Source organism: Ensifer sp. SSB1 (assembly GCF_016652895.1).
Classification (GTDB): Bacteria; Pseudomonadota; Alphaproteobacteria; order Rhizobiales; family Rhizobiaceae; genus Ensifer.
This window is the reverse complement of the sequence record NZ_JAEPRP010000027.1, coordinates 32,013-51,999: the sequence shown is the minus strand read 5'-3', so window position 1 is coordinate 51,999 and position 19,987 is coordinate 32,013. Positions and strand designations below refer to the sequence as shown.

The window sequence follows — 19,987 nt, the reverse complement described above, 5'->3', positions numbered from 1 at the left end:
TGGGGCGCAGAGACGGCTGGAGATCGCCCGCGCGCTGGCGCTGAAGCCGCGTTATTTGCTGCTCGACGAGCCTGCCGCCGGCATGAACCCGGCCGAGACCGAGGAACTGATGCATGTGCTCGATCGCATCCGCACGAAGTATCGCCTCGGCCTGCTCGTGGTCGAGCACGACCTGAAGCTGATCATGCGGCTCTGCGACGTCGTCGTCGTGCTCAACAAGGGCCAGCAGATCGCCATCGGCACGCCGGCGGAAATCCAGGCCAACCAGACGGTCATCGAGGCCTATATTGGCCGCCGCCGCTCATCGGCGCAGGCGCGAAGCGGCGAGGGGGAAGTCTCCAGCCTGCCGTCCGGCGCGCCGGGCCTGCACAATCCAGCATAATCAAGAGAGGGAACTTTTCAGATGAAGAAGTACGTAACGGCCCTGTGCCTCACCCCCATGCTCGGCGGCCTCGCGCTGTCGGCTCTGCCGGCGCTTGCGGAAGACCTGGTGATCGGGCTTGCGACCGCGCAGACCGGTGGTCTTGCGCCTTACGACCAGCCGTCGCTGAAGGGCCTGGAGATGGCTGTCGAGGAAATCAACGCGGCCGGCGGTGCTGCCGGCAAGTTCCCGATCAAGCTCGTTGCCAAGGATACCCGCTCGGATGCGGCGCAGACGGCGCTGGTGGCGCAGGAACTGGTCGACGCGGGCGTCAAGATCATGATCACGCCCTGTGACGCCGATCCGTCGATCGCTGCCGGCCAGGTGACCCAGGCCGCCCAGATCCCGGCCTTCTCCTTCTGCGCCACGACGCCCACCATGCCGCTCGCGGTCGGCGACTACATGTTCGGCAACTATCCGGCCGACAACGTCCAGGCCTCGGTGCTTGCCACCTACGCCACCGAGAAGGGCTACAAGAAGGCCTATATCCTGAAGTCGCCCGACAGCGCCTATACGCTGAAGCTGCCTGAGTATTTCGCTGCAGCCTTCACCGCCAAGGGCGGCGAGCTGCTCGGAGAGGGCACCTTCAGCATGGGCCAGCAGGACTTCGGCGCCGAGGTCACCAAGATCAAGGCGATGAACCCGGCGCCCGACGTCATCATGACGGCGGCTTACGAGCCGGACTTCCCGGCCTTCATCCGCCAGCTGCGCGGCGCCGGCGTGACGATCCCGATTCTCGGCAGCGACGGCATCGACTCGCCGACGACGTTCGGTCTCGGCGCGACCGTCGATGGCGTCGTCTTCACCACTGCCGGCTTTGCCAGCGAAGGCAGCCCGCTCGCCGACTTCAACGTGAAGTACAAGGAGAAATTCGGCCAGGTGCCGGACACGGTCTACATCGCCAACGGTTATGACCTCGGCAAGGTGATCGACGCGGCGGTGACGGAAGCCAACAGCATCGATCCGGTCGCGATCCGTAATGCGATTGCTTCGCTCGAAAACGTCCAGGGTGTGACCGGCCCGATCACCTATGCCGGCACGCAGGGTATGCCGCTGCGCTCGGTGTCGCTGGTGCGCATCGAAGGTGGCAATCGCGAACTGATCAGCCAGGGCGTTCCGGCGGCAGCCGACATTCCGGCTCCGTGATTGAACGGAGAGGGCAATCCCCGGTCTTGCCGGGGATTGCCTCTGCTGTCGCCGCCGCAGGCGCTTCGCAATCCATGGCAAGGACTTTGCCCCGATGATGATGAGTGAAATTCCCGTTTCGAAGCCGCTTTTGGAAGTCAGCGGTCTCAAGGTCGCCTATGGCGCGGTCGAGGCACTGAAGGGTGTCGACCTCACCGTCGGCAAGGGGCAGATCGTGACGCTGCTCGGCGCCAACGGCGCCGGCAAGAGTTCGACGCTGAATTCGCTCGTCGGCCTGGCGGGCAAAAAGGCCGGACGCGTGTCGTTCAACGGCCAGGACATTTCGGGCCTTGCGCCCGAACAGATCGTCCGGCTCGGCATGACGCTGACGCCCGAGGGGCGGCGCATCTTTCCGAGCCTCACCGTCGACGAACACCTGCTCCTCGGTGGCGCCATGCACAAGGCGCGCGGAGCGATCGCTGAGGTGCGCGAAGACATGCTGTCGCGGTTTCCGATCCTGAAGGAGCGGCTGACCCAGAAGGCTGGATCGCTCTCCGGCGGCGAACAGCAGATGCTGGCGATCGCCCGCTCGATGATGTCTTCGCCGGACCTCCTGCTGCTCGACGAACCCTCGCTCGGCCTGGCACCACAGGTGGTGGACCTGATCTTCGACCTGATCGCCGGTCTCCGGCAGAAGGGCCTGACGATCCTGCTCGTCGAGCAGAACGTGTCGCTCTCGCTCGAGATCGCCGATACCGGCTACGTCATGGCCAACGGCCGGATCGTGCTTTCGGGCACGGCTGCCGAGCTTCGCAATTCAACCGAAATCCAGGGCGCCTATCTCGGCGCTTGAGCCGAGTGCGTGGAGGGTCAATTCATGGACATGTTCCTGCAGCAGCTCGTCAATGCGCTCAGCCTCGGTGGCACCTATGCGCTTCTGGCGCTCGGTCTTGCGGTCGTCTTCTCGATCATGGGGCTCATCAACTTCGCTCACGGCGAGCTGATGACGGCTGCCGGGTACGGCCTCTGCTTCGCGCTGTTGCTGGGGCTACCGTTTCCGCTTGCGGTCTGCGCCGCGCTGATGATCGCAATCATGCTTGCGATGCTGATGGAGCGGATCGCCTTCCGGCCGGTGCGCGGCGCCAGCGGCACGACGCTGCTCCTGACGAGCTTCGCCGTCAGCGCCATCCTGCGCGTTCTCTTCCAGAACTTCATCTCCGCTCGCCCGAAGCCGGTGCCGATGCCCGAGAGCTTTTCCGGCACGATCGAGATCGGCGGCCTGCATCTCGGCCTGATCCAGGGCACGTCGATCCTCGTCACGATCATCATGCTCGCCGGCCTCAACCTTTTCCTGCGAACGACTGTGCTCGGCCGCGCCATGCGCGCGGCTTCGGAAGATTTCGCCATCGTGCGGCTGATGGGCATCCGCGCCAATGCGGTGGTCGCCACCGCCTTTGCGATCTCCGGCCTGCTCGCTGGCGTTGCCGGCATCCTCTGGGTGGCGCAGCGCGGCAGCGTCGATCCGCTGATGGGTTTCCTGCCGGTGCTCAAAGCCTTCATCGCCGCGATCATCGGGGGACTCGGCAGCCTGTCGGGTGCGGTTGCCGGCGGCTTTCTGCTTGGCTTTATCGAGGTGTTCCTGCAGGCCTACCTGCCGGAAGGGCTGCTCAGCTACCGCGATGCCTTCACCATCCTGCTTGTCATCGGCGTGTTGCTCTTTGCACCCCATGGCCTGCTTGCCCGCAAGACGATCGTCAAGCTCTAAGCACAAAGCGGCCGGGAGATCGGCCGCCTCCATGCCGATAGAAACGCCGCGATGGAAGCCCGTCGCGGCGTTTGTCATTGTGACGCGGATAGAGGAGCCGATCGTGTGAGTATTTCAGTCACCAAAAATCGCGCGATGCACCTGCCTGCTTCCAAGGTGACCCAAAAACGAAAAGACGCCGCGGGGAGGGCCGCGGCGTCTCGTTGGCGCTTATCTCTCGCGCAATTCCTGACGGAAATTGCTCGGGATCAGCGTGCCGGCGGGGCGTACATCAGGCCGCCCTGGCTCCAGAGTTTGTTGAGGCCGCGCTCGATTTTGAGCGGGCTATCCTTGCCGAGGTGGCGCTCGAAGATTTCGCCATAGTTGCCGACGGCGGAAACCGCCTGGTAGGCCCATTTCGGATCGAGACCGAGCGACTTACCCGCTTCGTTTTCGATGCCGAGGAAACGCTTCTGGGCGGTCGTGCCGCTTTCGAGAAGCTTGGCGGCGTTGTCCTTGGTGATGCCGAGCTCTTCCGCCTCGGTCAGCGCAAACAGCGTCCAGCGCACGACCTTGAACCACTGGTCGTCGCCCTGACGGACGGCCGGGCCGAGCGGCTCCTTGGAGATCACTTCAGGCAGCACGACGAAACGATCGGGATCGTTGAGCGTCAGGCGCTGGGCGTAGAGTGCGGAAGCGTCGGTCGAATAGACGTCGCAGCGTGCCGTGTTGAAGGCCTGGATCGTCTGGTCGGCCTTTTCGAAAGCCACCACCTGGTACTGGATGTTGTTGGCGCCGAAATAGTCGGCCATGTTCTGCTCGGTCGTCGTGCCGGTCTCGGTGCAAACGGAGGCGCCCGAGAGTTCCTTGACGCTCTTCACGCCAAGGTCGTTGCGCACCATGAAGGCCTGGCCGTCATAATAGTTGACGCCGACGAAGCTCATGCCGAGATCGGTGTCACGCGACAGCGTCCAGGTGGTCTGGCGCGAAAGCAGGTCGGCCTCGCCCGACTGCAACGCAGTGAAGCGCTCCTTGGTCGAGAGCGGTACGTATTTCACCTTGTCGGGATTGCCGAGCGCTGCAGCGGCCACGGCGCGGCAGAAATCGATGTCGAAGCCGCTCCATTCGCCCTTGTCGTTGGGCGCGGAAAAGCCGAGCACGCCCTGGCTGACGCCGCAGCGAAGTTCGCCGCGTTCCTTGATCACGTCGAGCATGCCGGCGTTGGCGGCGGTGCCGGCGAGGAACGCCGCGCTCGCCAGTGCCAGAACTCCAAGTTTCACTCCAAGTTTCATTGTCCTGTTCTCCTCATTGATGTTTTTAGGGCATGCGTCTTCGCCGCCGGGATGCGTCCACATCCCGGCCAATCGGCTGTCGTTTTGCTGTATTCGCTCCGGCCTTAGCCGAGTCTGCTTGCCACGTCGGCGAAGGTCTCTTCGAGGACGGCGATGAGATGGTCCGCATCGCGTTTCGAGAAGATCATCGGCGGACGCATTTTCAGAATGTTGTCATGCGGACCTTCGGTGCCCATCAGCACGCCGCGGCGGCGGGCTCCGTTGGAGACGGCGCGGGCGAATTCGGTCGCGGGCGCCTTGGTCTTGCGGTCGGTCACGAGTTCGATGCCGAGGAACAGGCCCATGCCGCGTACGTCGCCGATCACTTCGTAGCGGGCCTGCATGGCGCGGAAGGCATCCATCAGATAGTTGCCGACCGAAAGCGCATTGCCGCGCAGATCCTGGCCCTCGATCACGTCGAGCACGGCGAGGCCGACGGCGCAGGAGACCGGGTTGCCGCCGAAGGTGTTGAAGTATTCCATGCCGTTGTTGAAGCTGTCGGTGACTTCGCGGGTCGTGACGACGGCGGCGAGCGGATGGCCGTCGCCGATCGGCTTGCCCATGGTGACGATGTCAGGCACGACGCCTTGTGTCTCGAAGGCCCACCAATGGCTGCCGACGCGGCCGAAACCAACCTGCACTTCGTCGGCGATGCAGACGCCGCCGGCCTCGCGTACGAGCCGATAGACTTCCTTCAGGTAGCCCTCCGGCAGGAACACCTGGCCTGCGACGCTCGGGATCGATTCCGCGATGAAGAAGCCCGGACCTTCGCCCTTGGCCTTCATCGCCTGGATCAGCTCGGCGACGCTTTCGGCGAAGCGCTTACCGTGTTCCTCGGCCGGCCAGTCCGCCGGTGCATGATAGCTGTCGGGAATGGTCGCCACGTGCACATGCGGCTTCGGACCCTTGCCGCCCTTGCGGCGGAACTTGTAGGGGCTGATGTCGATCAGCTCCTGTGTCGTGCCGTGATAGGACCAGTCGAGCGTGATCGCGTTCTCGCGGCCGGTATGGGCACGCATCAGCCGTAGCGCCAGGCTATTGGCTTCCGAGCCGCTGTTGACGAAACCGGCGACCGTCAATTCCTTCGGCAGCGTTGCCGTCAGCCGCTCGGCATAGGCGACGATGTTGTCGTGAAGGTAGCGGGTGTTGGTGTTGAGGATCGCCGCCTGTCTGGCCATTGCCTCGACGACAGCCGGATGGGCGTGGCCGATGTGGCAGACATTGTTGAAGCAATCGAGATAGGCGCGGCCGCTGTCGTCGATCAGCCACACGCCTTCGCCGCGCACGAACTTGATCGGCTTGTCGTAGGAGATCGAAAGGTTCGGCAAGAGCAGTTCCTTGCGCCTTCTGACGATCTCCTCGTGCGAGCGGCCTTTCTTCTCGAAGAACTCCTCGGCAATGCCGGCAAAGGTGCGCGCATCCGGGAAGAGTTCGGCCCAGACGTCGAGAAACTGCGGTTCGCCGACGCCGAGGATTTCGGTCGCAGAGAGGCTGGTGTCGGCCGAAAGCTGCAGATGCAGATGCGGCGCCCAACCGCCGTTCTCCTTCGGAGCCCCCATTTCGCCCACGAGCGCGCCGGCCACAAGCCTGTCACCGGCCTTGATGCGTCCCATGGCTTCGTGCGCCATGTGGCCCCAGAGGGTGACGAAGGGCGGGCAGCCCTCCGGCTGGTGGCGAAGTGCTATCAGGCAGCCATAGCCGAGCGGGTCTTTCTCGATCTCGACGCTGACCACGGTCGCGGCAAGCGGGGTGTAGAGCTTGGTGCCGGCGGCCATGAACAGATCGAGGCCGAGATGGCGGGTGCGGCGGGTGTGGTCGATGAAGCGAGAGACGAACATTTCGCCGGCATAGACTGTACGTTCTTCGCCAAAGGGGCCGATGCCAAGCTCGACGCCATGCGCGCGGCAATAGTCTTCCCAGATCGCCTGGGCCTCATCCGGCTGTTCGCCTGCGGATTTCACCGTCATCGGATGCTGCGGGTCGCCATAAGGAACGAGCGCTGCCGGGTAGGTGGCGGCCGGGCGTGCGAGCAGCGGTTTCAGCGTCTTGCGGTTCTCTCGGATCCAGGCGGCAATCGCGTGTGCGCCGGGGGTTGCCTCGAAGCCGCAGGCCTTGCGCAGGATGGCGGTGGCAAAACGCGGGTTCATCCGGTCGAGCTTGCGCAGCAGCGTCCAGGCCGGGCGTTCGCTGATCGCCAGATAGGGATTGTCGTCGGTATGGGCGCGGCGGGACGCCGAGATCGTCACCGACGTGACGAGGCGCATGGCGATGAGATCGAATAGGAGGTCGACCTCTTCTTCCGCCAGCGGATACTCCGCATGGAAGCCGCGGGCGATCGCGGCGGCGGCGCCGATCGGATCGGGATGGTCGAGCCCGGCATAGGCAGAAGCGATAGCCACCTCGGCAATCACGGGTGCATGCAGCGCGTCGCCGAAATCGATCAGGCCGGAGATGTGGTCATGATCGGCCTTGGCAACCAGCACGTTCCAGTCGTTGGCATCGTTGTGGATGACGGCGGCGCGAAGCGTGGCAAGCCGCGGCGCTACGGTTACTTCGAAGCGGGTGAGGAAGCGTTCGAGCAGAGCGCGATCGTCGGCGGAGGCGACATGATGCAGCCGATCGGCCGAGCGGCCGGCATGGCGGATATCCCAGTCGAGGTCGCGCAGCGCGCCCGGATGCATGAATCCCTTGAGCGAAGCATCGAAGCGGCCGAGCATCTGCCCAAGCGACTGTAGCGCTGCGTCGCTGCGCCCGGTTTCGGCAAGCGGCAGGCCCTCGACCCAGCTCACGAGCCGCAGACGATGGGTGACGCCGCGGGCACTGGTCGTCGAAGCGAGGCTCGCTCCGGTCAATGTCGGACGAATATGTGGCACAGGCAGATCGGCGGCATGGGTGCCGACATGCTTCAGCAGCGCCGTCTGGAAATCGCTTTCGACTTCAGGTTCGGCGGCATTGATGATCTTCAGGATAGAGGTGCTGCCGTCGTCAGCCTCGACCTTGAAGTTCTGGTCGCGTTCGCTGGCAAGCAGTGAGAGCGCGCCCGAGAGGCCGTAGTGCTCCTTCAGCAGCGCGGCTGCCGCTTCGGTCGAAAAGTCAGGCGTGGTCGTCAGCATATCGTTCATGGGGATCCTCATCTCGACCAGGAGATTTACACGGGCTGTGCCACGATGCATCCGGCAATATGCCGGTTGCACCGGCACTTTGTTTATAATAACCGTCATCTTGTCGGCGCGGCCGGAGGACGAAACTTGAACGATATAGATGCGATCGATCGCACCATCCTCAGCATCCTGACGCGCGAGGCGCGCATCCCGATGAAGTCGCTGGCGGGCAGGATCGGACTTTCCCGAAGCGCAACGACGGAGCGGGTGAGCAGGCTGGAGAAGGCCGGTATCATCAGGGGCTATCGCGCCGATATCGGTCAGCTGGACGAAGGCACCATCCACGCTTTCCTGCTGGTGACCCTGAAGCGCACGCCATCGATCGGTGTGCTCGACCGGCTCGCCGGCGTCTCCGCCGTCCGCAAGGTGTCGTCCGTCAGTGGCCAACTGGATCTTGTCGTCGAGGTCGAAGTCGGATCGATCAATGCACTCAACGAGCTTCGCAACGAAGTGGCGACGATGGAGAATGTCGAGGACCTGACGACCTCGATCGTGCTCCGACGGGATATCGAGCGGAGCTGATAGCCTCGGGATACTGGTTGCCCGATACCAAGGTGATATTGAACGGAATCGCTTCAGCCTTCGCTGAGCATTTCCGTTTCACCAGCGAAGCGTTCGAGCAGCGAGCGGCGCACGCGGCCGATGTCGCGCATCGGCGGCTCTCCAAAATGCCGGGAATATTCGCGGCTGAACTGCGACTGGCTTTCGTAGCCGACCTGATGGCCGGCGTCGCCGGCGTCGAGGCTCTCCTCCAGCATCAGCCGGCGCGCCTCCTGCAGCCGAAGCTGCTTCTGGTATTGCAGCGGACTCATGGCGGTGATCGCCTTGAAGTGATGGTGCAGCGACGAGACGCTCATCGACACGCGGTTGGCAAGGTCGTCGATCCGGAGCGGCCGCGAGTAGTGTTCCTTCAGCCAGGCGACGGCGCGCCCCACCTGATGCGGCTGGCTGTCGGTGGTCGCCATCTGCCTGAGGCGGTGACCGTGCGGTCCGGTCAGCAGGCGGTAGAGGATTTCCTGCTCGATCAGCGGCAGCAGCGCCGGGACGTCATCCGGCCGCTCAACCAGGCGCAGGAGCCGAAGGGTCGCGTCTTCGAGATCGGTGGTGATCTTGCTGACCGTCATGCCGCGGGGTGAGGCCGTGGGCGCCGGCCACTGGCTGAGCGAGGCCAGCAGTGCCTGGATCTTGCCGGGGTCGAGCGTGAAGGCCATGCTGAGATAGGGCTCTTCCGCCGAGGACTGGCAGACCTGCGAGAGAACCGGCAGGTCGATCGAGGTCAGGAGATAGTCGGAAGCGCCGTAAATCAGCGTCTCCTCCCCGAGAACCACGCGCTTTGCGCCCTGCACGATAATCGCCAGGCTCGGCCGGTAAGCAGAGCAATTGACCGGCGCCTCGCCGCCATGGCGATGGACGCTCAGGCCGGAAATACCGGTCATGTGGTCGCCGTCCTTTTCGGCGAACCGGGCAATGATATCGATCATCTCGTGGCGGGCGGTTTGTCGCGTGATTGTCATAATCTACGGTCTTTCCAGCGGCTTAGCATTGTCTGAGGTGAAGCTCAGATAAGCCTTTCGTGTCCCATCTCCAGTGGCCTTATCTCATTCTCGCAGGATCGTGCAAAAACTTTGCAGGATCGCTCTAACGCTGGCGGCGTCCGTACCGCCATAGTCCGGGTGCGTCAGGCCGGGCTCCCTCCGGACCTGCACCCTTTCCCAAAATGAGGACAGACTGATGGCCATTGCAAGAGGATATGCGGCGACCGATGCATCGAAGCCGCTTACGCCCTTCACCTTCGAGCGCCGCGAACCGCGCGACGACGATGTGGTGATCGAGATCAAGTATTGCGGCGTCTGCCATTCGGATATTCACCAGGCCCGCAACGAATGGGGCAATTCGGCCTTCCCGATGGTCCCCGGCCACGAGATCGTCGGCATCGTGACGGCGGTCGGCTCCAAGGTGACGAAGTTCAAGGTCGGCGATCGCGCCGGCGTCGGCTGCTTCGTCGATTCCTGCACCACCTGCGCCACGCGCGACCTGGACCTGGAACACTACATGCCCGGGCTGATCGCGACCTATAACGGCGTCGAAGCCGACGGCAAGACGCCGACCCAGGGCGGCTATTCCGACAGCATCGTCGTCAAGGAAGGCTACGTTCTGTCGATCCCGGAAAACTTGCCGCTCGTCGCTGCCGCGCCGCTTTTGTGCGCCGGCATCACGCTCTATTCGCCGCTGCGCCACTGGAAGGCTGGTCCCGGCAAGAAGGTCGCGATCGTCGGCATGGGCGGTCTTGGCCATATGGGCGTCAAGCTGGCGCATGCCATGGGCGCCGACGTAACGGTTCTCAGCCAGACGCTTTCCAAGAAGGAAGACGGGCTGAAGCTCGGCGCCGATCACTACTACGCGACCAACGACCCCGAGACCTTCAAGGCGCTGGCAGGCACGTTCGACCTGATCATCTGCACGGTTGCGGCCGAGATCGACTGGAACGCCTATGTCAGCCTGTTGAAGGTCGATGGCGATTTCGTGTTGGTCGGCATTCCGGAAAACGCGGTGCCGGTGCATGCGTTTGCGCTGGTGCCGGCCCGCCGCAGCATTTCCGGCTCGATGATCGGTTCGATCAAGGAAACCCAGGAGATGCTCGACTTCTGCGGCGAGCACAACATCCTCTCGGAAATCGAAACGATCCGCATCCAGGAGATCAACGAAGCCTATGAACGCGTCGTCAGGAGCGACGTGCGCTACCGCTTCGTGATCGACATGGCGTCGTTGCAGGACGCAGCCTAAGTTGAAAGCAGGCGGCCCGGGATCTGAGCGGATCCCGGGCCGTTCTTATTTTTCTGCGGCAGAGGCTTACACGAGCGGCAACGGTCCGTCGTTCTTGATCTCCTCCATGACAGCATAGGTGCGGGTCTCCTTGACGCCCGGAAGCGTCCAGAGCACCTGGCCGAGGAAGTTGCGGTAGGCCGCCATGTCCTCGAAGCGGGTCTTGACCAGATAGTCGAAGCCGCCCGCCACCATGTGGCATTCGAGCACGGCCGGCGCCTGTTTGACGGCGGCGGCAAACTGATCGAAGACATCGGGCGTCGTCTTGTCGAGCATGACCTCGATGAAGACCAGCAGGCCGAAGCCGAGCTTCTGCGGATCGAGCCGCGCGCCGAAACCCGAGACGTATCCCTCCTTCAACAGTCGGCGCAACCGCTCGCTGGTCGCCGTCGGCGACAGGCCGATACGATCGGCAAGCTCCAGGTTGGTGATGCGTCCATCCGCCTGGAGGATGTTGAGAATTCTACGGTCAATCTTGTCGATCTGATGCATGGTTCCTCCCACCGATGCCTCAGGCGGCAAGTCTAGTTTCCGCGAGCTTCACCCAGTAGGAGATGCCGTGCGGGATCGCCTCGTCATTGAAGTCGTAGGCGGGGTGGTGCAGCCCGGCGGTGTCGCCGTTGCCCATGAAGACGAAGGCGCCGGGACGCGCGAGCAGCATGTAGGAGAAGTCCTCGCCGCCCATCATCGGATCGAGCGACGGCTTGACGTTGCTTGTCCCGGCAATCTCGGCTGCGGCCTTGAGCGCATAACCGGTTTCTTCGGCATGGTTCACGGTCACCGGATAGTTGCGGTTGTACTGGACGGTAACGGTCGCGCCGTAGATCTGGGCAACCCCCTCGGCGATCGTGCGGATGCGGCTCTCGCCGATGTCGCGCACTTCGGGCACGAGGGTGCGCACGGTGCCGCCGAGAACGGCGTCCTCCGGAATGACGTTATGGGCGAAGCCGGCGTTGAACTTGGTGACGGAGACGACGACCGAGGCGAGCGGATCGACAGTGCGGGACGCGATCGTCTGCAGCGCCGTCACGATCTGGGTGCCGACGATGATCGGGTCGATCGTCCTGTGCGGCTGCGCCGCATGGCCGCCGCGGCCCTTGATGGTGATGGTGAATTCATCGGTCGAGGCCATGATCGGGCCGACGCGGCTGCCGAACTGGCCGATGGCCATGCCCGGCATGTTGTGCATGCCGTAGACTTCCGCGATGGCGAAGCGCTCCATCATGCCGTCCTTGACCATCTCGTTGCCGCCGCCGCCGCCTTCTTCGGCGGGCTGGAAGATGACCGCGACATTGCCTGCGAAATTGCGGGTCTCGGCGAGATACTTCGCAGCACCGAGCAGCATGGCGGTATGTCCGTCATGGCCGCAGGCATGCATCTTGCCGGATGTCTCAGACGCCCAGGGCTTGCCGCTGGTCTCGGTGATCGGCAGCGCATCCATGTCGGCGCGAAGACCGATGGTGCGGCCCGCGCCGAGATTGCCGCGGATCAGGCCGACGACGCCGGTGCGGCCAAGGCCCGTCACGACTTCGTCAACACCGAATTCCTTCAGTTTCTTTTCGACGAAGGCTGCCGTATTCTCCACCGCGAACAGGAGCTCGGGGTTCTTGTGCAGGTGGCGCCGCCATTCGGTGACTTCGTTCTGGAGCTCGGCGGCACGGTTGAGTATCGGCATCGGTTCGTCCTGTCGGTCTGTTCGATTACTAATTGTATCTGCGTCTCTGCGGTGGATTGGCACCGGGCCCTGTGAATGGGCTTTGCCATCTCCTCGCCATATAGGCTAAATAGCCGGACGAGACGAGGCAACAGCGGATTTTCGAGGTTCTATCGTGGTGACAGCAGGATTTTTCACGCGTGGCAAGATGAAGGCGCTGGGAGTGACGGCGCTTGCCTGCGCAACGCTTCTTGCGGCGCTGCCGGCCGCGGCCAATCCGAGGCTCGTCGTCGACGTCAATTCGCTGAAGGTCTACGAGCATCAGGATATCTTCCAGAAATGGTATCCGGCGTCGCTGACCAAGCTAATGACGGCCTATACGACTTTCCGCGCGATCAAGTCGGGGCAGCTTACGCTCGAAAGCCCTGTCATCATGACCAAGAACGCTGCGTCCGAGCCACCGAGCAAGATGTTCTACAAGCCCGGCCAGGCAATGACGCTCGACAGTGCGTTGAAGATGATGCTGGTCAAATCGGCAAACGACGTCGCCGTCGCGATTGCCGAGACGGTCGGTGGTTCCGAGCCCGCCTTCATCGAGCGCATGAACGCCGAGGCGCGCCGCATCGGCATGACCTCGTCCAACTTCATCAATCCCAACGGATTGCCCGGTGCCGGCCAGTACACGACGGCCCGCGATCTCGCGGTGCTGGCAATCACGCTGAAACGTGAATTCCCACAATACGCCTCCTATTTCTCGCTGGAGGGCATTACCACCGGCAAGAAGGACTATCCGAACTACAACAAGCTGATCGGCCGCTTCGAAGGTGCTGACGGCATGAAGACCGGCTTCATCTGCGCCTCCGGCTTCAACCAGGTATCGTCAGCCACCCGTGACGGCCGCAGCGTTGTATCGGTCGTGCTCGGCGAAGATAGCCTCGGCGCGCGTACCGACGAATCCGCGCGTCTGTTGCAGATGGCGCTGACGACGAGCGGCAACGGCAAGCCATCGCTGGTACAGATTCCGGCCTATGGCGAAACGCGCGACATGGTGGCCGATGTCAGCAAGCAGATCTGCTCGAAGGCGGCCGCCAAGGTGCGCAGCGAAGGCCGCGACGAGGCTGGACGGCAGAAACTGCTGTCGCCCTATATCCACGAAATCAACCGGCCGCTGAAGCTCGCCTTTGCCGGCCTCATTGCCGGCAGCGGGGAGAAGGCGCCGAAGGTCGTCGCCGAAGAGACCGCGCAAGGTGACGCCGTCAATGTGCCGATCCCCGTGCCGCGGCCGACATTCTGATCGGAGTTCATGATGGTTAGCCCCTTGCCGGCGGTGCCGGTCTCGATCCTCACCGGCTTTCTCGGTGCGGGCAAGACGACATTGCTCAACCGGCTGCTGAAAGATCCCGACCTTTCCGACACCGCCGTCATCATCAACGAGTTTGGCGACGTCTCGATCGATCATCTGCTGGTGGAAGCCTCCAGCGACGGTGTCATCGAGCTTTCCGACGGCTGCCTCTGCTGCACGGTGCGTGGCGAACTGGTCGATACGCTCGCCGATCTCATGGATCGCATGCAGACCGGCAAGATCAAGCCGCTGAAGCGCGTCGTCATCGAAACGACCGGCCTTGCCGATCCGGCGCCGGTGCTGCAGTCGGTGATCGGCAATCCTATCATCGCGCAGAATATTCGGCTGGACGGAGTCGTCACCGTTGTCGACGCCGTGAACGGCCTGCAGACGATTGCAAACCACGAAGAAGCCTTGAAGCAGGTTGCCGTCGCCGACCGCATCGTCATCAGCAAGACCGGTCTCGCCGACGCTGCCCAACACGACGAGTTGACGGCGCGAATCCGCGCGCTCAATCCGCGTGCGCCGCTGATCGATGGCGACAGCGCCGAGGCGGGACGCGCCGAGCTGTTCGACTGCGGGCTCTACGATCCGTCGTCAAAGATCGCCGATGTGGGGCGCTGGCTGCAGGACGAGGCGCACCACGACCATCATCATCACGACCACGGTGACCACGATCACGGGGACCATCACCACGGCCACGATCATCACCATGGTCACGATCATCATCAGCACCATGATGTGACGCGACATGGCGGCGACATCCGTTCCTTCAGCATCGTGCACGACCGTCCGATCGAACCGATGGCGCTCGACATGTTCATCGACCTCCTGCGCTCGGCGCATGGCGAAAAGTTGCTTCGTATGAAGGCGATCGTCGCGGTTGCCGACAGGCCGGACCGGCCGCTGGTGCTGCATGGGGTGCAGAACGTCTTCCACACGCCAGAGCGGCTCGCCGCCTGGCCGGACCCGAATGACCGGCGCACGCGCATGGTGCTGATCACCAAGGGGCTGACGGAAGACTTCGTCCGCGATCTCTTCGACGCCTTCACCGGCAAGCCACGCATCGACCGGCCGGACGCCCAGGCGCTTTCGGACAACCCACTCGCCGTGCCCGGCATGCGGTTCTAAAGCAAGCTCCAGGAAAAGCGCGAAGCGGTTTTGCGTCCGGAGTTGCGATTTAGGTTTGAAGCAAGCTCCAGGAGAAGCGCGAAGCGGTTTTGCGTCCGGAGTTGCGCTCACATAGCACAAGCCAAGCCGGGTTGCCGCCTGGTGCGTCTCAGGCGCCCTTGCGGATGAGGAACCGGTGACCGCCGTCCGCGGGGGCCGCTTCCACGAGCTTGTGGCCGTCCTCATTGCAGAAATGCGGGATGTCGATCACCGCCAGAGGATCTGTCGTCTCGATCTCCAGCAACGCGCCCGGCGCCAGCGAAGTCATGCGTTTGCGCGTCTTCAAAACGGGAAGGGGGCATTTAAGCCCCCTGAGGTCGTAGACGATCTTGGTCTCGTCAGGCATCAATTGCCCCAGATCTTCCAGAAGGGGCGCTTCTTCGGCGGCTCTTCGGTGAGGACAGGCGCTTCGGCGGTCGCATCGGTTGCCGGTGGCGCTGCCACGGTTGCGGCCTGCTGTTGGGCGACGGGAGCCGCTGTTTTCGCCTGCTTTGCGGTCGTTGCCGGAGCCGGCTGCGCCTGCGGTGCGGCGGTCGCCTGCTGGTCCGGCGTGATGACCACCGGGGCCGGCATCTGCAATTCCGGCTCGCTCTTCGAGAACAGGCTCCAGAAGGATTTCTTCGGCTGTTCGACCGCCGCCTGCATCACTGGCTGCGGAACGGGATTGGCGGCCGGAACCGGGACGTGCTTGCCGCCGTCGGTCGCCTTTTCGAGTTCCTTCTTCTGGATCTCGACGGCCTGCTTGGTCTCTTCCGCTTCCTTCTGCTCGGCAAGCTTCTTTTCGAGGTCGCTGGCCTTCATCATCTTGCCGGCGTCAAGCGAGTTGCCGGTCGGCGCATAGGCGAGTTCGCGGCCGACGCGCTGCTTGGCGACGATCGCCTTGCGCTCGGCTTCGCTCGGCTCGTACCAGACCATGCCGTCATACTTCTTCATGGCCTTGTCGTAGTCGGTCTGGTAGGTCTTCTCGAAGCCGGCCATCGCTACCTGCAGCGCCGGCGGGGTCGACATGGCCGGGCACTGGCCGCTCGGATTGAACGCGCCGGAGGCCTGTTGGTTGAAGACGTACTTCTTCTCGCAGACGTTGACTTCAGGCGGGCGTTTGGTGACCTCGAACTGGTCGTAGCCGACCTTCAGCATCTTCCAGAAATCGATGTTCGGATTGTTGCGATGGCGCGCCATGTTTTCCGCGGTCATGCGGAAGGGGAAGGCCTGGAGCTGAACGCTTTCCTGGCCACCCTTGAAGCTATCCCTCGCGAGCGCGAAAATCTCGATCATCTGCTCGTCGGTCATCGAGTAGCAGCCCGACGACGAGCAGGCGCCGTGGATCATCAGGTGCGTGCCCTGTCGGCCGTTCGCCTTGTCGAAGGCGTTGGGGTAGCCGGTGTTGATCGCCAGGTAATAGTTCGAATTGGGGTTCATCTGGTGCGGGAAGAGCGGGTAGAAGCCTTCCGGCGCCTGGCGGTCGCCTTCCTTCACCTTCGGCCCGAGCTTGCCGGACCAGGCGCAGATCTTATAGGTCTTCAGGAGTTGGAAGCGGTTGGCGGTGTTGGCCTTCCAGACTTCGAGCGTGCCTTCTTCCTTGAAGATGCGCAGCGCGATCGGGGCCTGCTTCTGCATCCCGAGTTCGCTCATCTTTCTGATCATCGGGGCAGAAAGCTGGTAGTCGGTCTTGTTCTTGACGGACTTGATGTCGACCGACGTCGTCGTATCCAGCGTTTCATTGGTGCAACCGGCAAGCGCGGCGACAATGGCGGCGGAGGCTACAAGGTTCCTGAAACGCATCAGCAGAGGCCCGTTCAAACCCAACTCGACTAGGAAAGCCCAAGTCCGCGAGGGGTGGGCTCTTCAGAGAATCACTAAGCGATTATACTTCACGAATTCTTAACCCTGCAGGGGACACCTGCCGATGCGCTGTTCATGACCTCATGAATATGGCCAAGATTTGGCCACACTCCGCTTTGCAGTTGCGAAATTTGCTCCCGCAATCGCGCACCATCCGGATGGATAGAGGCAGAGGGCGTGGGATTTCCGCCCGCGTGCCGCTCCGGTTTAGAGGTTGCGGCCGATATTGAGGTACTTTTGTCGGCGGTCCGTGCGCAACTGGTCGCCATTACGTCCGGAAAGTTCCTTCAGCGCGTCGGCAATCACCGTTCCGGTGCGGCCGATGACCGCTTCCGGGTCGCGGTGCGCGCCGCCGACCGGCTCCTGAATGATGCCGTCGATGACGCCGAGTGCCTTCAGGTCCTCCGACGTGATCTTCATATTGCTGGCGGCTTCCTTGGCGCGGGTCGAATCGCGCCAGAGGATCGAGGCTGCACCTTCCGGCGAGATGACGCTGTAGATCGCATGTTCCAGCATGTAGACGCGGTTGCCGGTGGCAATCGCAATCGCGCCGCCGGAGCCGCCTTCGCCGATGACGACGGTGACGATTGGCACGCGGACGTTCAGGCACATCTCGGTCGAGCGGGCGATGGCTTCCGCCTGTCCACGCTCCTCGGCGTTAACGCCCGGATAGGCGCCTGCAGTATCGACCAGAGTGATCAGCGGCAGGCCGAAGCGATCGGCCATTTCCATGACGCGGATCGCCTTGCGGTAGCCTTCGGGGCGAGGGCTGCCGAAATTGTGCTTGATACGCGACTTCGTGTCGTTGCCCTTCTCCTGGCCGAGAACGGCCACCGGCATGCCGCGGAACCGCGCAAGACCGGCCTGAATGGCGTCGTCGTTGGCGAAGTTGCGGTCGCCGGCAAGCGGCGTGAACTCGGTGAAGAGCTCGGCGGCGTAATCCAGGAAGTGCGGGCGCTGGGGGTGACGGGCGACCTGGGTCTTCTGCCAGGGCGTCAGCTTGGAGTAGATCTCGACCATCGCGTCGCGGACGCGCGTCTCAAGGCGTTCGATCTCATCCGAAGTGTTCACGCTCTCGTCTTCGCCGGCGAGCTTCTTCAATTCGAGAATCTTGCCTTCGAGGTCGGAGATGGGCTTTTCGAAATCGAGATAGTTGTGCATGAGATGCGTTTCCGATCATTTTGCGACAAGGGTCTGCGGGCCGAAACCAGCCTGCCCGGCGGTCCTAATCCTGTTTTTTCGCCTGTTTGGCAAGAGGGTGATGGTTTTGCACGAGGTTGTGCAGCCGTTCTTCCAGCACATGCGTATAGATTTGTGTCGTTGAAATGTCTGAATGCCCCAGCAGTTCCTGCACCGCGCGAAGGTCGGCGCCATTGGCGAGCAGGTGGCTGGCGAAGGCATGCCGCAGCACGTGCGGAGAGATCGTGGCGACCCTTACGCCGGCCCGAGCTGCGAGCGATTTCAGATCCCGGGCAAAAACTTGGCGCGGCAGGAAGCCCTGCTTGCCGGAGGAGGGGAAGAGCCACGGGCTTTCGCGGTTGCCCACGTCCACCTTGGCCACTTCCTCGGCGAGCGTTTCGCCATAGGCCCGCATCGCGCGGATCGCGGCGTGCGAGAGCGGAACGAGCCGCTCCTTGTTGCCTTTGCCGCGAATGACCAGGAAGCGGCCGTTCTGCGCCAGCACGCTTGCCGGCAGGGACACGAGTTCGCTGACGCGCATGCCGGTTGCATAGAGCAGTTCGATCAGCGCATGCATGCGCAGCCTGGCAAGCCGGTCAGGCCCGCCGGCCGAAGCTTCGGTTTCCGCCTGGCCGATCAGCCGCGAGACATCATCGACGCTCAGCGTCTTCGGCAGGCTGCGTCCCTTCTTCGGCGCGTCGAGGATGCCGGTAGGATCGTCGCTGCGCATACCCTCGGCGTAGAGGAACTTGTAGAATTGCCGGAGCGCCGACAGTCGTCGGGCCTGCGAGGAGGGCTTGAAGCCCTGGCTGGCGAGATGAGCGAGGTAGCTGCGAAGATCGTCAGGCGTCGCCGCCGTCAGACCGGCTCCGAGCGTGCGCAGATGCGAAGAAGCATCCTCCAGGTCGCGCTCATAGGATTGCAGCGTGTTGACCGCAGCGCCGCGTTCGGCACTCATCATTTCGAGAAAGGCCTCGACATGGGCTGCGGAAAGATCGCTCATTGGGTCTTGTTCACCCGCTCGGACGGAATCTTCACGGTCACGTCGCGTTCTACCGGGTCGACGAAGGTGACGAGAGAGACCATCGTGCCATACACTATTCCGGCGATAACGGCGCAGAAGAACAGGAACCGGAATAGGGTCGGCATCTCAATCTCCTCTGCATGTGCCCTTCGTCGACGCGGACGCAAGGATACGCATGCAGGTGTTCAAACGGCCAGTGCGTTTCACGCGCTCGAGTGAACGCGCGGCGCACGGCGGGTGCCAGACCTATATGAACGCCACTTCGGCCGAGTTCAAGAACCGTGAGCGGACGCGCGCGACGACTTGACGCTACACCCCGATTTGTCGATACCGAAAGGGAATGGGGAATAAGAAGTCCAATGAACGACGTGATCGAACCGGTTTCCGCAACGCTTGCCGAGCGGGCGAAGCTTGTACTCGGTAAACGCAATCTCGTGTTCATCGGACTCATGGGTGCCGGCAAGTCCGCAATCGGAAGATTGACGGCCCAGGCGCTCGGCATTCCCTTCGTCGATTCCGACCATGAGATCGAGCGCGTCTCGCGCATGACGATCACGGATCTCTTCGCCCGCTATGGCGAGGAGGAGTTCCGGGCACTCGAAACGCGGGTCTTGAAGCGCCTGCTGCGCAGCGGTCCGCGCGTGGTCTCGACCGGTGGCGGCGCCTATATCAACGAGCGTTCGCGCCGGCAGATCAAGAAGGGCGGCCTGACGGTCTGGCTCAACGCCGAGCTCGACGTGCTCTGGGAGCGGGTCAACAAGCGCGACACCCGGCCGCTCCTGAAGACGGAAAACCCCAAGCAGACGCTCGAAAACCTGATGAATGCGCGCTACCCGATCTATTCGGAAGCGGATCTGACGGTGCTGTCGCGTGATGTGAAGAAAGAGACGATGGTGGAAGAAGTTCTCGCCGCCGTCATCGAATACCAGGACAAGAAGAACCATGAATAGCCATGCGCTGCCCGCTGCCGAACGCAAGGTCCGCGTCGATCTCGGCGATCGTTCCTATGACATCCTGATCGGCCCCGGGCTGATTGCCGCCGCCGGCCAGGAGATCGCCGCCCGCCTCAAGGGGCGCAAGATGGCCGTGATCACCGACGAGAACGTGGCGCCGCGCTACCTCGAGGCGCTGATGGCGAGCCTGAAGGAGCGTGACATCGATGCGGTGTCGC

Annotated in this window: 18 protein-coding genes and 2 pseudogenes; 10 read left to right on the top strand and 10 right to left on the bottom strand. The window is 63.0% G+C overall.

Features of this window, described 5'->3' with window-relative positions; genetic code table 11:
- From I8N66_RS09635 to I8N66_RS09620, 4 genes and pseudogenes are all read left to right on the top strand, one after another.
- A pseudogene (locus I8N66_RS09635) lies at window positions 1–382 on the top strand (ABC transporter); the annotation flags it as partial.
- Window positions 383–403: 21 nt separating this feature from the next.
- Window positions 404–1,567 (top strand): ABC transporter substrate-binding protein, encoded by a 1,164-nt coding sequence (locus I8N66_RS09630; RefSeq protein WP_291152856.1) that lies wholly within the window; start codon window positions 404–406, stop codon window positions 1,565–1,567.
- Between the two features lie 97 nt (window positions 1,568–1,664).
- Window positions 1,665–2,399 carry an ABC transporter ATP-binding protein gene (locus tag I8N66_RS09625; RefSeq protein WP_223727833.1) on the top strand — a complete coding sequence of 245 codons (735 nt, stop codon included), beginning with the start codon at window positions 1,665–1,667 and terminating at the stop codon, window positions 2,397–2,399.
- A 24-nt stretch (window positions 2,400–2,423) separates the two neighbouring features.
- On the top strand, window positions 2,424–3,311 hold the full coding sequence (locus I8N66_RS09620; RefSeq protein ID WP_291152854.1) for a branched-chain amino acid ABC transporter permease: 888 nt from the start codon (window positions 2,424–2,426) through the stop codon (window positions 3,309–3,311).
- Between the two features lie 248 nt (window positions 3,312–3,559).
- Here I8N66_RS09620 and I8N66_RS09615 read toward each other — a convergent pair whose 3' ends face one another.
- Entirely contained in the window at window positions 3,560–4,570 is a 1,011-nt protein-coding gene (locus tag I8N66_RS09615) for an amino acid ABC transporter substrate-binding protein (protein ID WP_162768804.1), read from the bottom strand.
- Between the two features lie 116 nt (window positions 4,571–4,686).
- A complete protein-coding gene (locus tag I8N66_RS09610) occupies window positions 4,687–7,743 on the bottom strand; it encodes an aminotransferase class III-fold pyridoxal phosphate-dependent enzyme (RefSeq protein ID WP_291152851.1) in 3,057 nt (1,018 codons plus the stop codon).
- A gap of 126 nt (window positions 7,744–7,869) precedes the next feature.
- Between I8N66_RS09610 and I8N66_RS09605 the strand changes: the two genes are divergently transcribed.
- Complete coding sequence (locus I8N66_RS09605; protein ID WP_223725414.1) at window positions 7,870–8,304, top strand: Lrp/AsnC family transcriptional regulator; 435 nt, start codon at window positions 7,870–7,872, stop codon at window positions 8,302–8,304.
- Between the two features lie 53 nt (window positions 8,305–8,357).
- On the opposite strand, the gene I8N66_RS09600 is transcribed toward I8N66_RS09605, so the two are convergent.
- Window positions 8,358–9,296, bottom strand: coding sequence for an AraC family transcriptional regulator (locus tag I8N66_RS09600; protein WP_113538688.1), 939 nt, complete (start codon window positions 9,294–9,296; stop codon window positions 8,358–8,360).
- A 217-nt stretch (window positions 9,297–9,513) separates the two neighbouring features.
- Here I8N66_RS09600 and I8N66_RS09595 point away from each other — a divergent pair, with 217 nt between their 5' ends.
- A complete protein-coding gene (locus I8N66_RS09595; RefSeq protein ID WP_291152843.1) occupies window positions 9,514–10,566 on the top strand; it encodes an NAD(P)-dependent alcohol dehydrogenase in 1,053 nt (350 codons plus the stop codon).
- 66 nt (window positions 10,567–10,632) lie between these two features.
- Here I8N66_RS09595 and I8N66_RS09590 read toward each other — a convergent pair whose 3' ends face one another.
- On the bottom strand, window positions 10,633–11,097 hold the full coding sequence (locus I8N66_RS09590; protein ID WP_034806518.1) for an Lrp/AsnC ligand binding domain-containing protein: 465 nt from the start codon (window positions 11,095–11,097) through the stop codon (window positions 10,633–10,635).
- Between the two features lie 19 nt (window positions 11,098–11,116).
- The gene (locus tag I8N66_RS09585) at window positions 11,117–12,280 is read right to left on the bottom strand and encodes a M20 aminoacylase family protein (protein WP_291152836.1); all 1,164 of its coding nucleotides are present in this window, start codon (window positions 12,278–12,280) and stop codon (window positions 11,117–11,119) included.
- Window positions 12,281–12,482: 202 nt separating this feature from the next.
- Between I8N66_RS09585 and I8N66_RS09580 the strand changes: the two genes are divergently transcribed.
- Together I8N66_RS09580 and I8N66_RS09575 are read left to right on the top strand one after the other, a co-directional pair.
- Complete coding sequence (locus I8N66_RS09580; RefSeq protein WP_291152860.1) at window positions 12,483–13,553, top strand: D-alanyl-D-alanine carboxypeptidase family protein; 1,071 nt, start codon at window positions 12,483–12,485, stop codon at window positions 13,551–13,553.
- A 12-nt stretch (window positions 13,554–13,565) separates the two neighbouring features.
- A complete protein-coding gene (locus I8N66_RS09575; RefSeq protein ID WP_291152833.1) occupies window positions 13,566–14,732 on the top strand; it encodes a GTP-binding protein in 1,167 nt (388 codons plus the stop codon).
- Between the two features lie 148 nt (window positions 14,733–14,880).
- Here the strand turns inward: I8N66_RS09575 and I8N66_RS09570 are convergent, their stop codons facing one another.
- From I8N66_RS09570 to I8N66_RS09550, 5 genes are all read right to left on the bottom strand, one after another.
- Window positions 14,881–15,117, bottom strand: a complete 237-nt coding sequence (locus tag I8N66_RS09570) for a sulfurtransferase TusA family protein (protein ID WP_113538693.1) — start codon at window positions 15,115–15,117, stop codon at window positions 14,881–14,883.
- Window positions 15,117–16,553 carry a murein L,D-transpeptidase family protein gene (locus I8N66_RS09565; RefSeq protein ID WP_113538694.1) on the bottom strand — a complete coding sequence of 479 codons (1,437 nt, stop codon included), beginning with the start codon at window positions 16,551–16,553 and terminating at the stop codon, window positions 15,117–15,119. The genes I8N66_RS09570 and I8N66_RS09565 overlap by 1 nt, the downstream gene beginning before the upstream one ends.
- 267 nt (window positions 16,554–16,820) lie before the next feature.
- Complete coding sequence (locus I8N66_RS09560; protein ID WP_113538695.1) at window positions 16,821–17,774, bottom strand: acetyl-CoA carboxylase carboxyltransferase subunit alpha; 954 nt, start codon at window positions 17,772–17,774, stop codon at window positions 16,821–16,823.
- A 64-nt stretch (window positions 17,775–17,838) separates the two neighbouring features.
- Window positions 17,839–18,795 carry a site-specific tyrosine recombinase XerD gene (gene xerD, locus I8N66_RS09555; RefSeq protein ID WP_291152827.1) on the bottom strand — a complete coding sequence of 319 codons (957 nt, stop codon included), beginning with the start codon at window positions 18,793–18,795 and terminating at the stop codon, window positions 17,839–17,841.
- Complete coding sequence (locus I8N66_RS09550) at window positions 18,792–18,941, bottom strand: hypothetical protein (RefSeq protein ID WP_113538697.1); 150 nt, start codon at window positions 18,939–18,941, stop codon at window positions 18,792–18,794. Before I8N66_RS09550 ends, xerD begins: the two co-directional genes overlap by 4 nt.
- 234 nt (window positions 18,942–19,175) lie before the next feature.
- On the opposite strand from I8N66_RS09550, the gene I8N66_RS09545 reads away from it, so the two are divergent.
- Complete coding sequence (locus I8N66_RS09545; RefSeq protein ID WP_113538698.1) at window positions 19,176–19,766, top strand: shikimate kinase; 591 nt, start codon at window positions 19,176–19,178, stop codon at window positions 19,764–19,766.
- Window positions 19,759–19,987 (top strand): annotated as a pseudogene (locus I8N66_RS09540) (3-dehydroquinate synthase); the annotation flags it as partial. The gene I8N66_RS09545 and the pseudogene I8N66_RS09540, both read left to right, overlap by 8 nt.

Coding starts and splice junctions, on each gene's coding strand:
- I8N66_RS09610 (WP_291152851.1), bottom strand. CDS start 7,743: ATGAACGATATGCTGACGACCACGCCTGACTTTTCGACCGAAGCGGCA.
- I8N66_RS09625 (WP_223727833.1), top strand. CDS start 1,665: ATGATGAGTGAAATTCCCGTTTCGAAGCCGCTTTTGGAAGTCAGCGGT.
- I8N66_RS09575 (WP_291152833.1), top strand. CDS start 13,566: ATGGTTAGCCCCTTGCCGGCGGTGCCGGTCTCGATCCTCACCGGCTTT.
- I8N66_RS09565 (WP_113538694.1), bottom strand. CDS start 16,553: ATGCGTTTCAGGAACCTTGTAGCCTCCGCCGCCATTGTCGCCGCGCTT.
- xerD (WP_291152827.1), bottom strand. CDS start 18,795: ATGAGCGATCTTTCCGCAGCCCATGTCGAGGCCTTTCTCGAAATGATG.
- I8N66_RS09630 (WP_291152856.1), top strand. CDS start 404: ATGAAGAAGTACGTAACGGCCCTGTGCCTCACCCCCATGCTCGGCGGC.
- I8N66_RS09590 (WP_034806518.1), bottom strand. CDS start 11,097: ATGCATCAGATCGACAAGATTGACCGTAGAATTCTCAACATCCTCCAG.
- I8N66_RS09620 (WP_291152854.1), top strand. CDS start 2,424: ATGGACATGTTCCTGCAGCAGCTCGTCAATGCGCTCAGCCTCGGTGGC.
- I8N66_RS09585 (WP_291152836.1), bottom strand. CDS start 12,280: ATGCCGATACTCAACCGTGCCGCCGAGCTCCAGAACGAAGTCACCGAA.
- I8N66_RS09560 (WP_113538695.1), bottom strand. CDS start 17,774: ATGCACAACTATCTCGATTTCGAAAAGCCCATCTCCGACCTCGAAGGC.
- I8N66_RS09595 (WP_291152843.1), top strand. CDS start 9,514: ATGGCCATTGCAAGAGGATATGCGGCGACCGATGCATCGAAGCCGCTT.
- I8N66_RS09570 (WP_113538693.1), bottom strand. CDS start 15,117: ATGCCTGACGAGACCAAGATCGTCTACGACCTCAGGGGGCTTAAATGC.
- I8N66_RS09600 (WP_113538688.1), bottom strand. CDS start 9,296: ATGACAATCACGCGACAAACCGCCCGCCACGAGATGATCGATATCATT.
- I8N66_RS09550 (WP_113538697.1), bottom strand. CDS start 18,941: ATGCCGACCCTATTCCGGTTCCTGTTCTTCTGCGCCGTTATCGCCGGA.
- I8N66_RS09545 (WP_113538698.1), top strand. CDS start 19,176: ATGAACGACGTGATCGAACCGGTTTCCGCAACGCTTGCCGAGCGGGCG.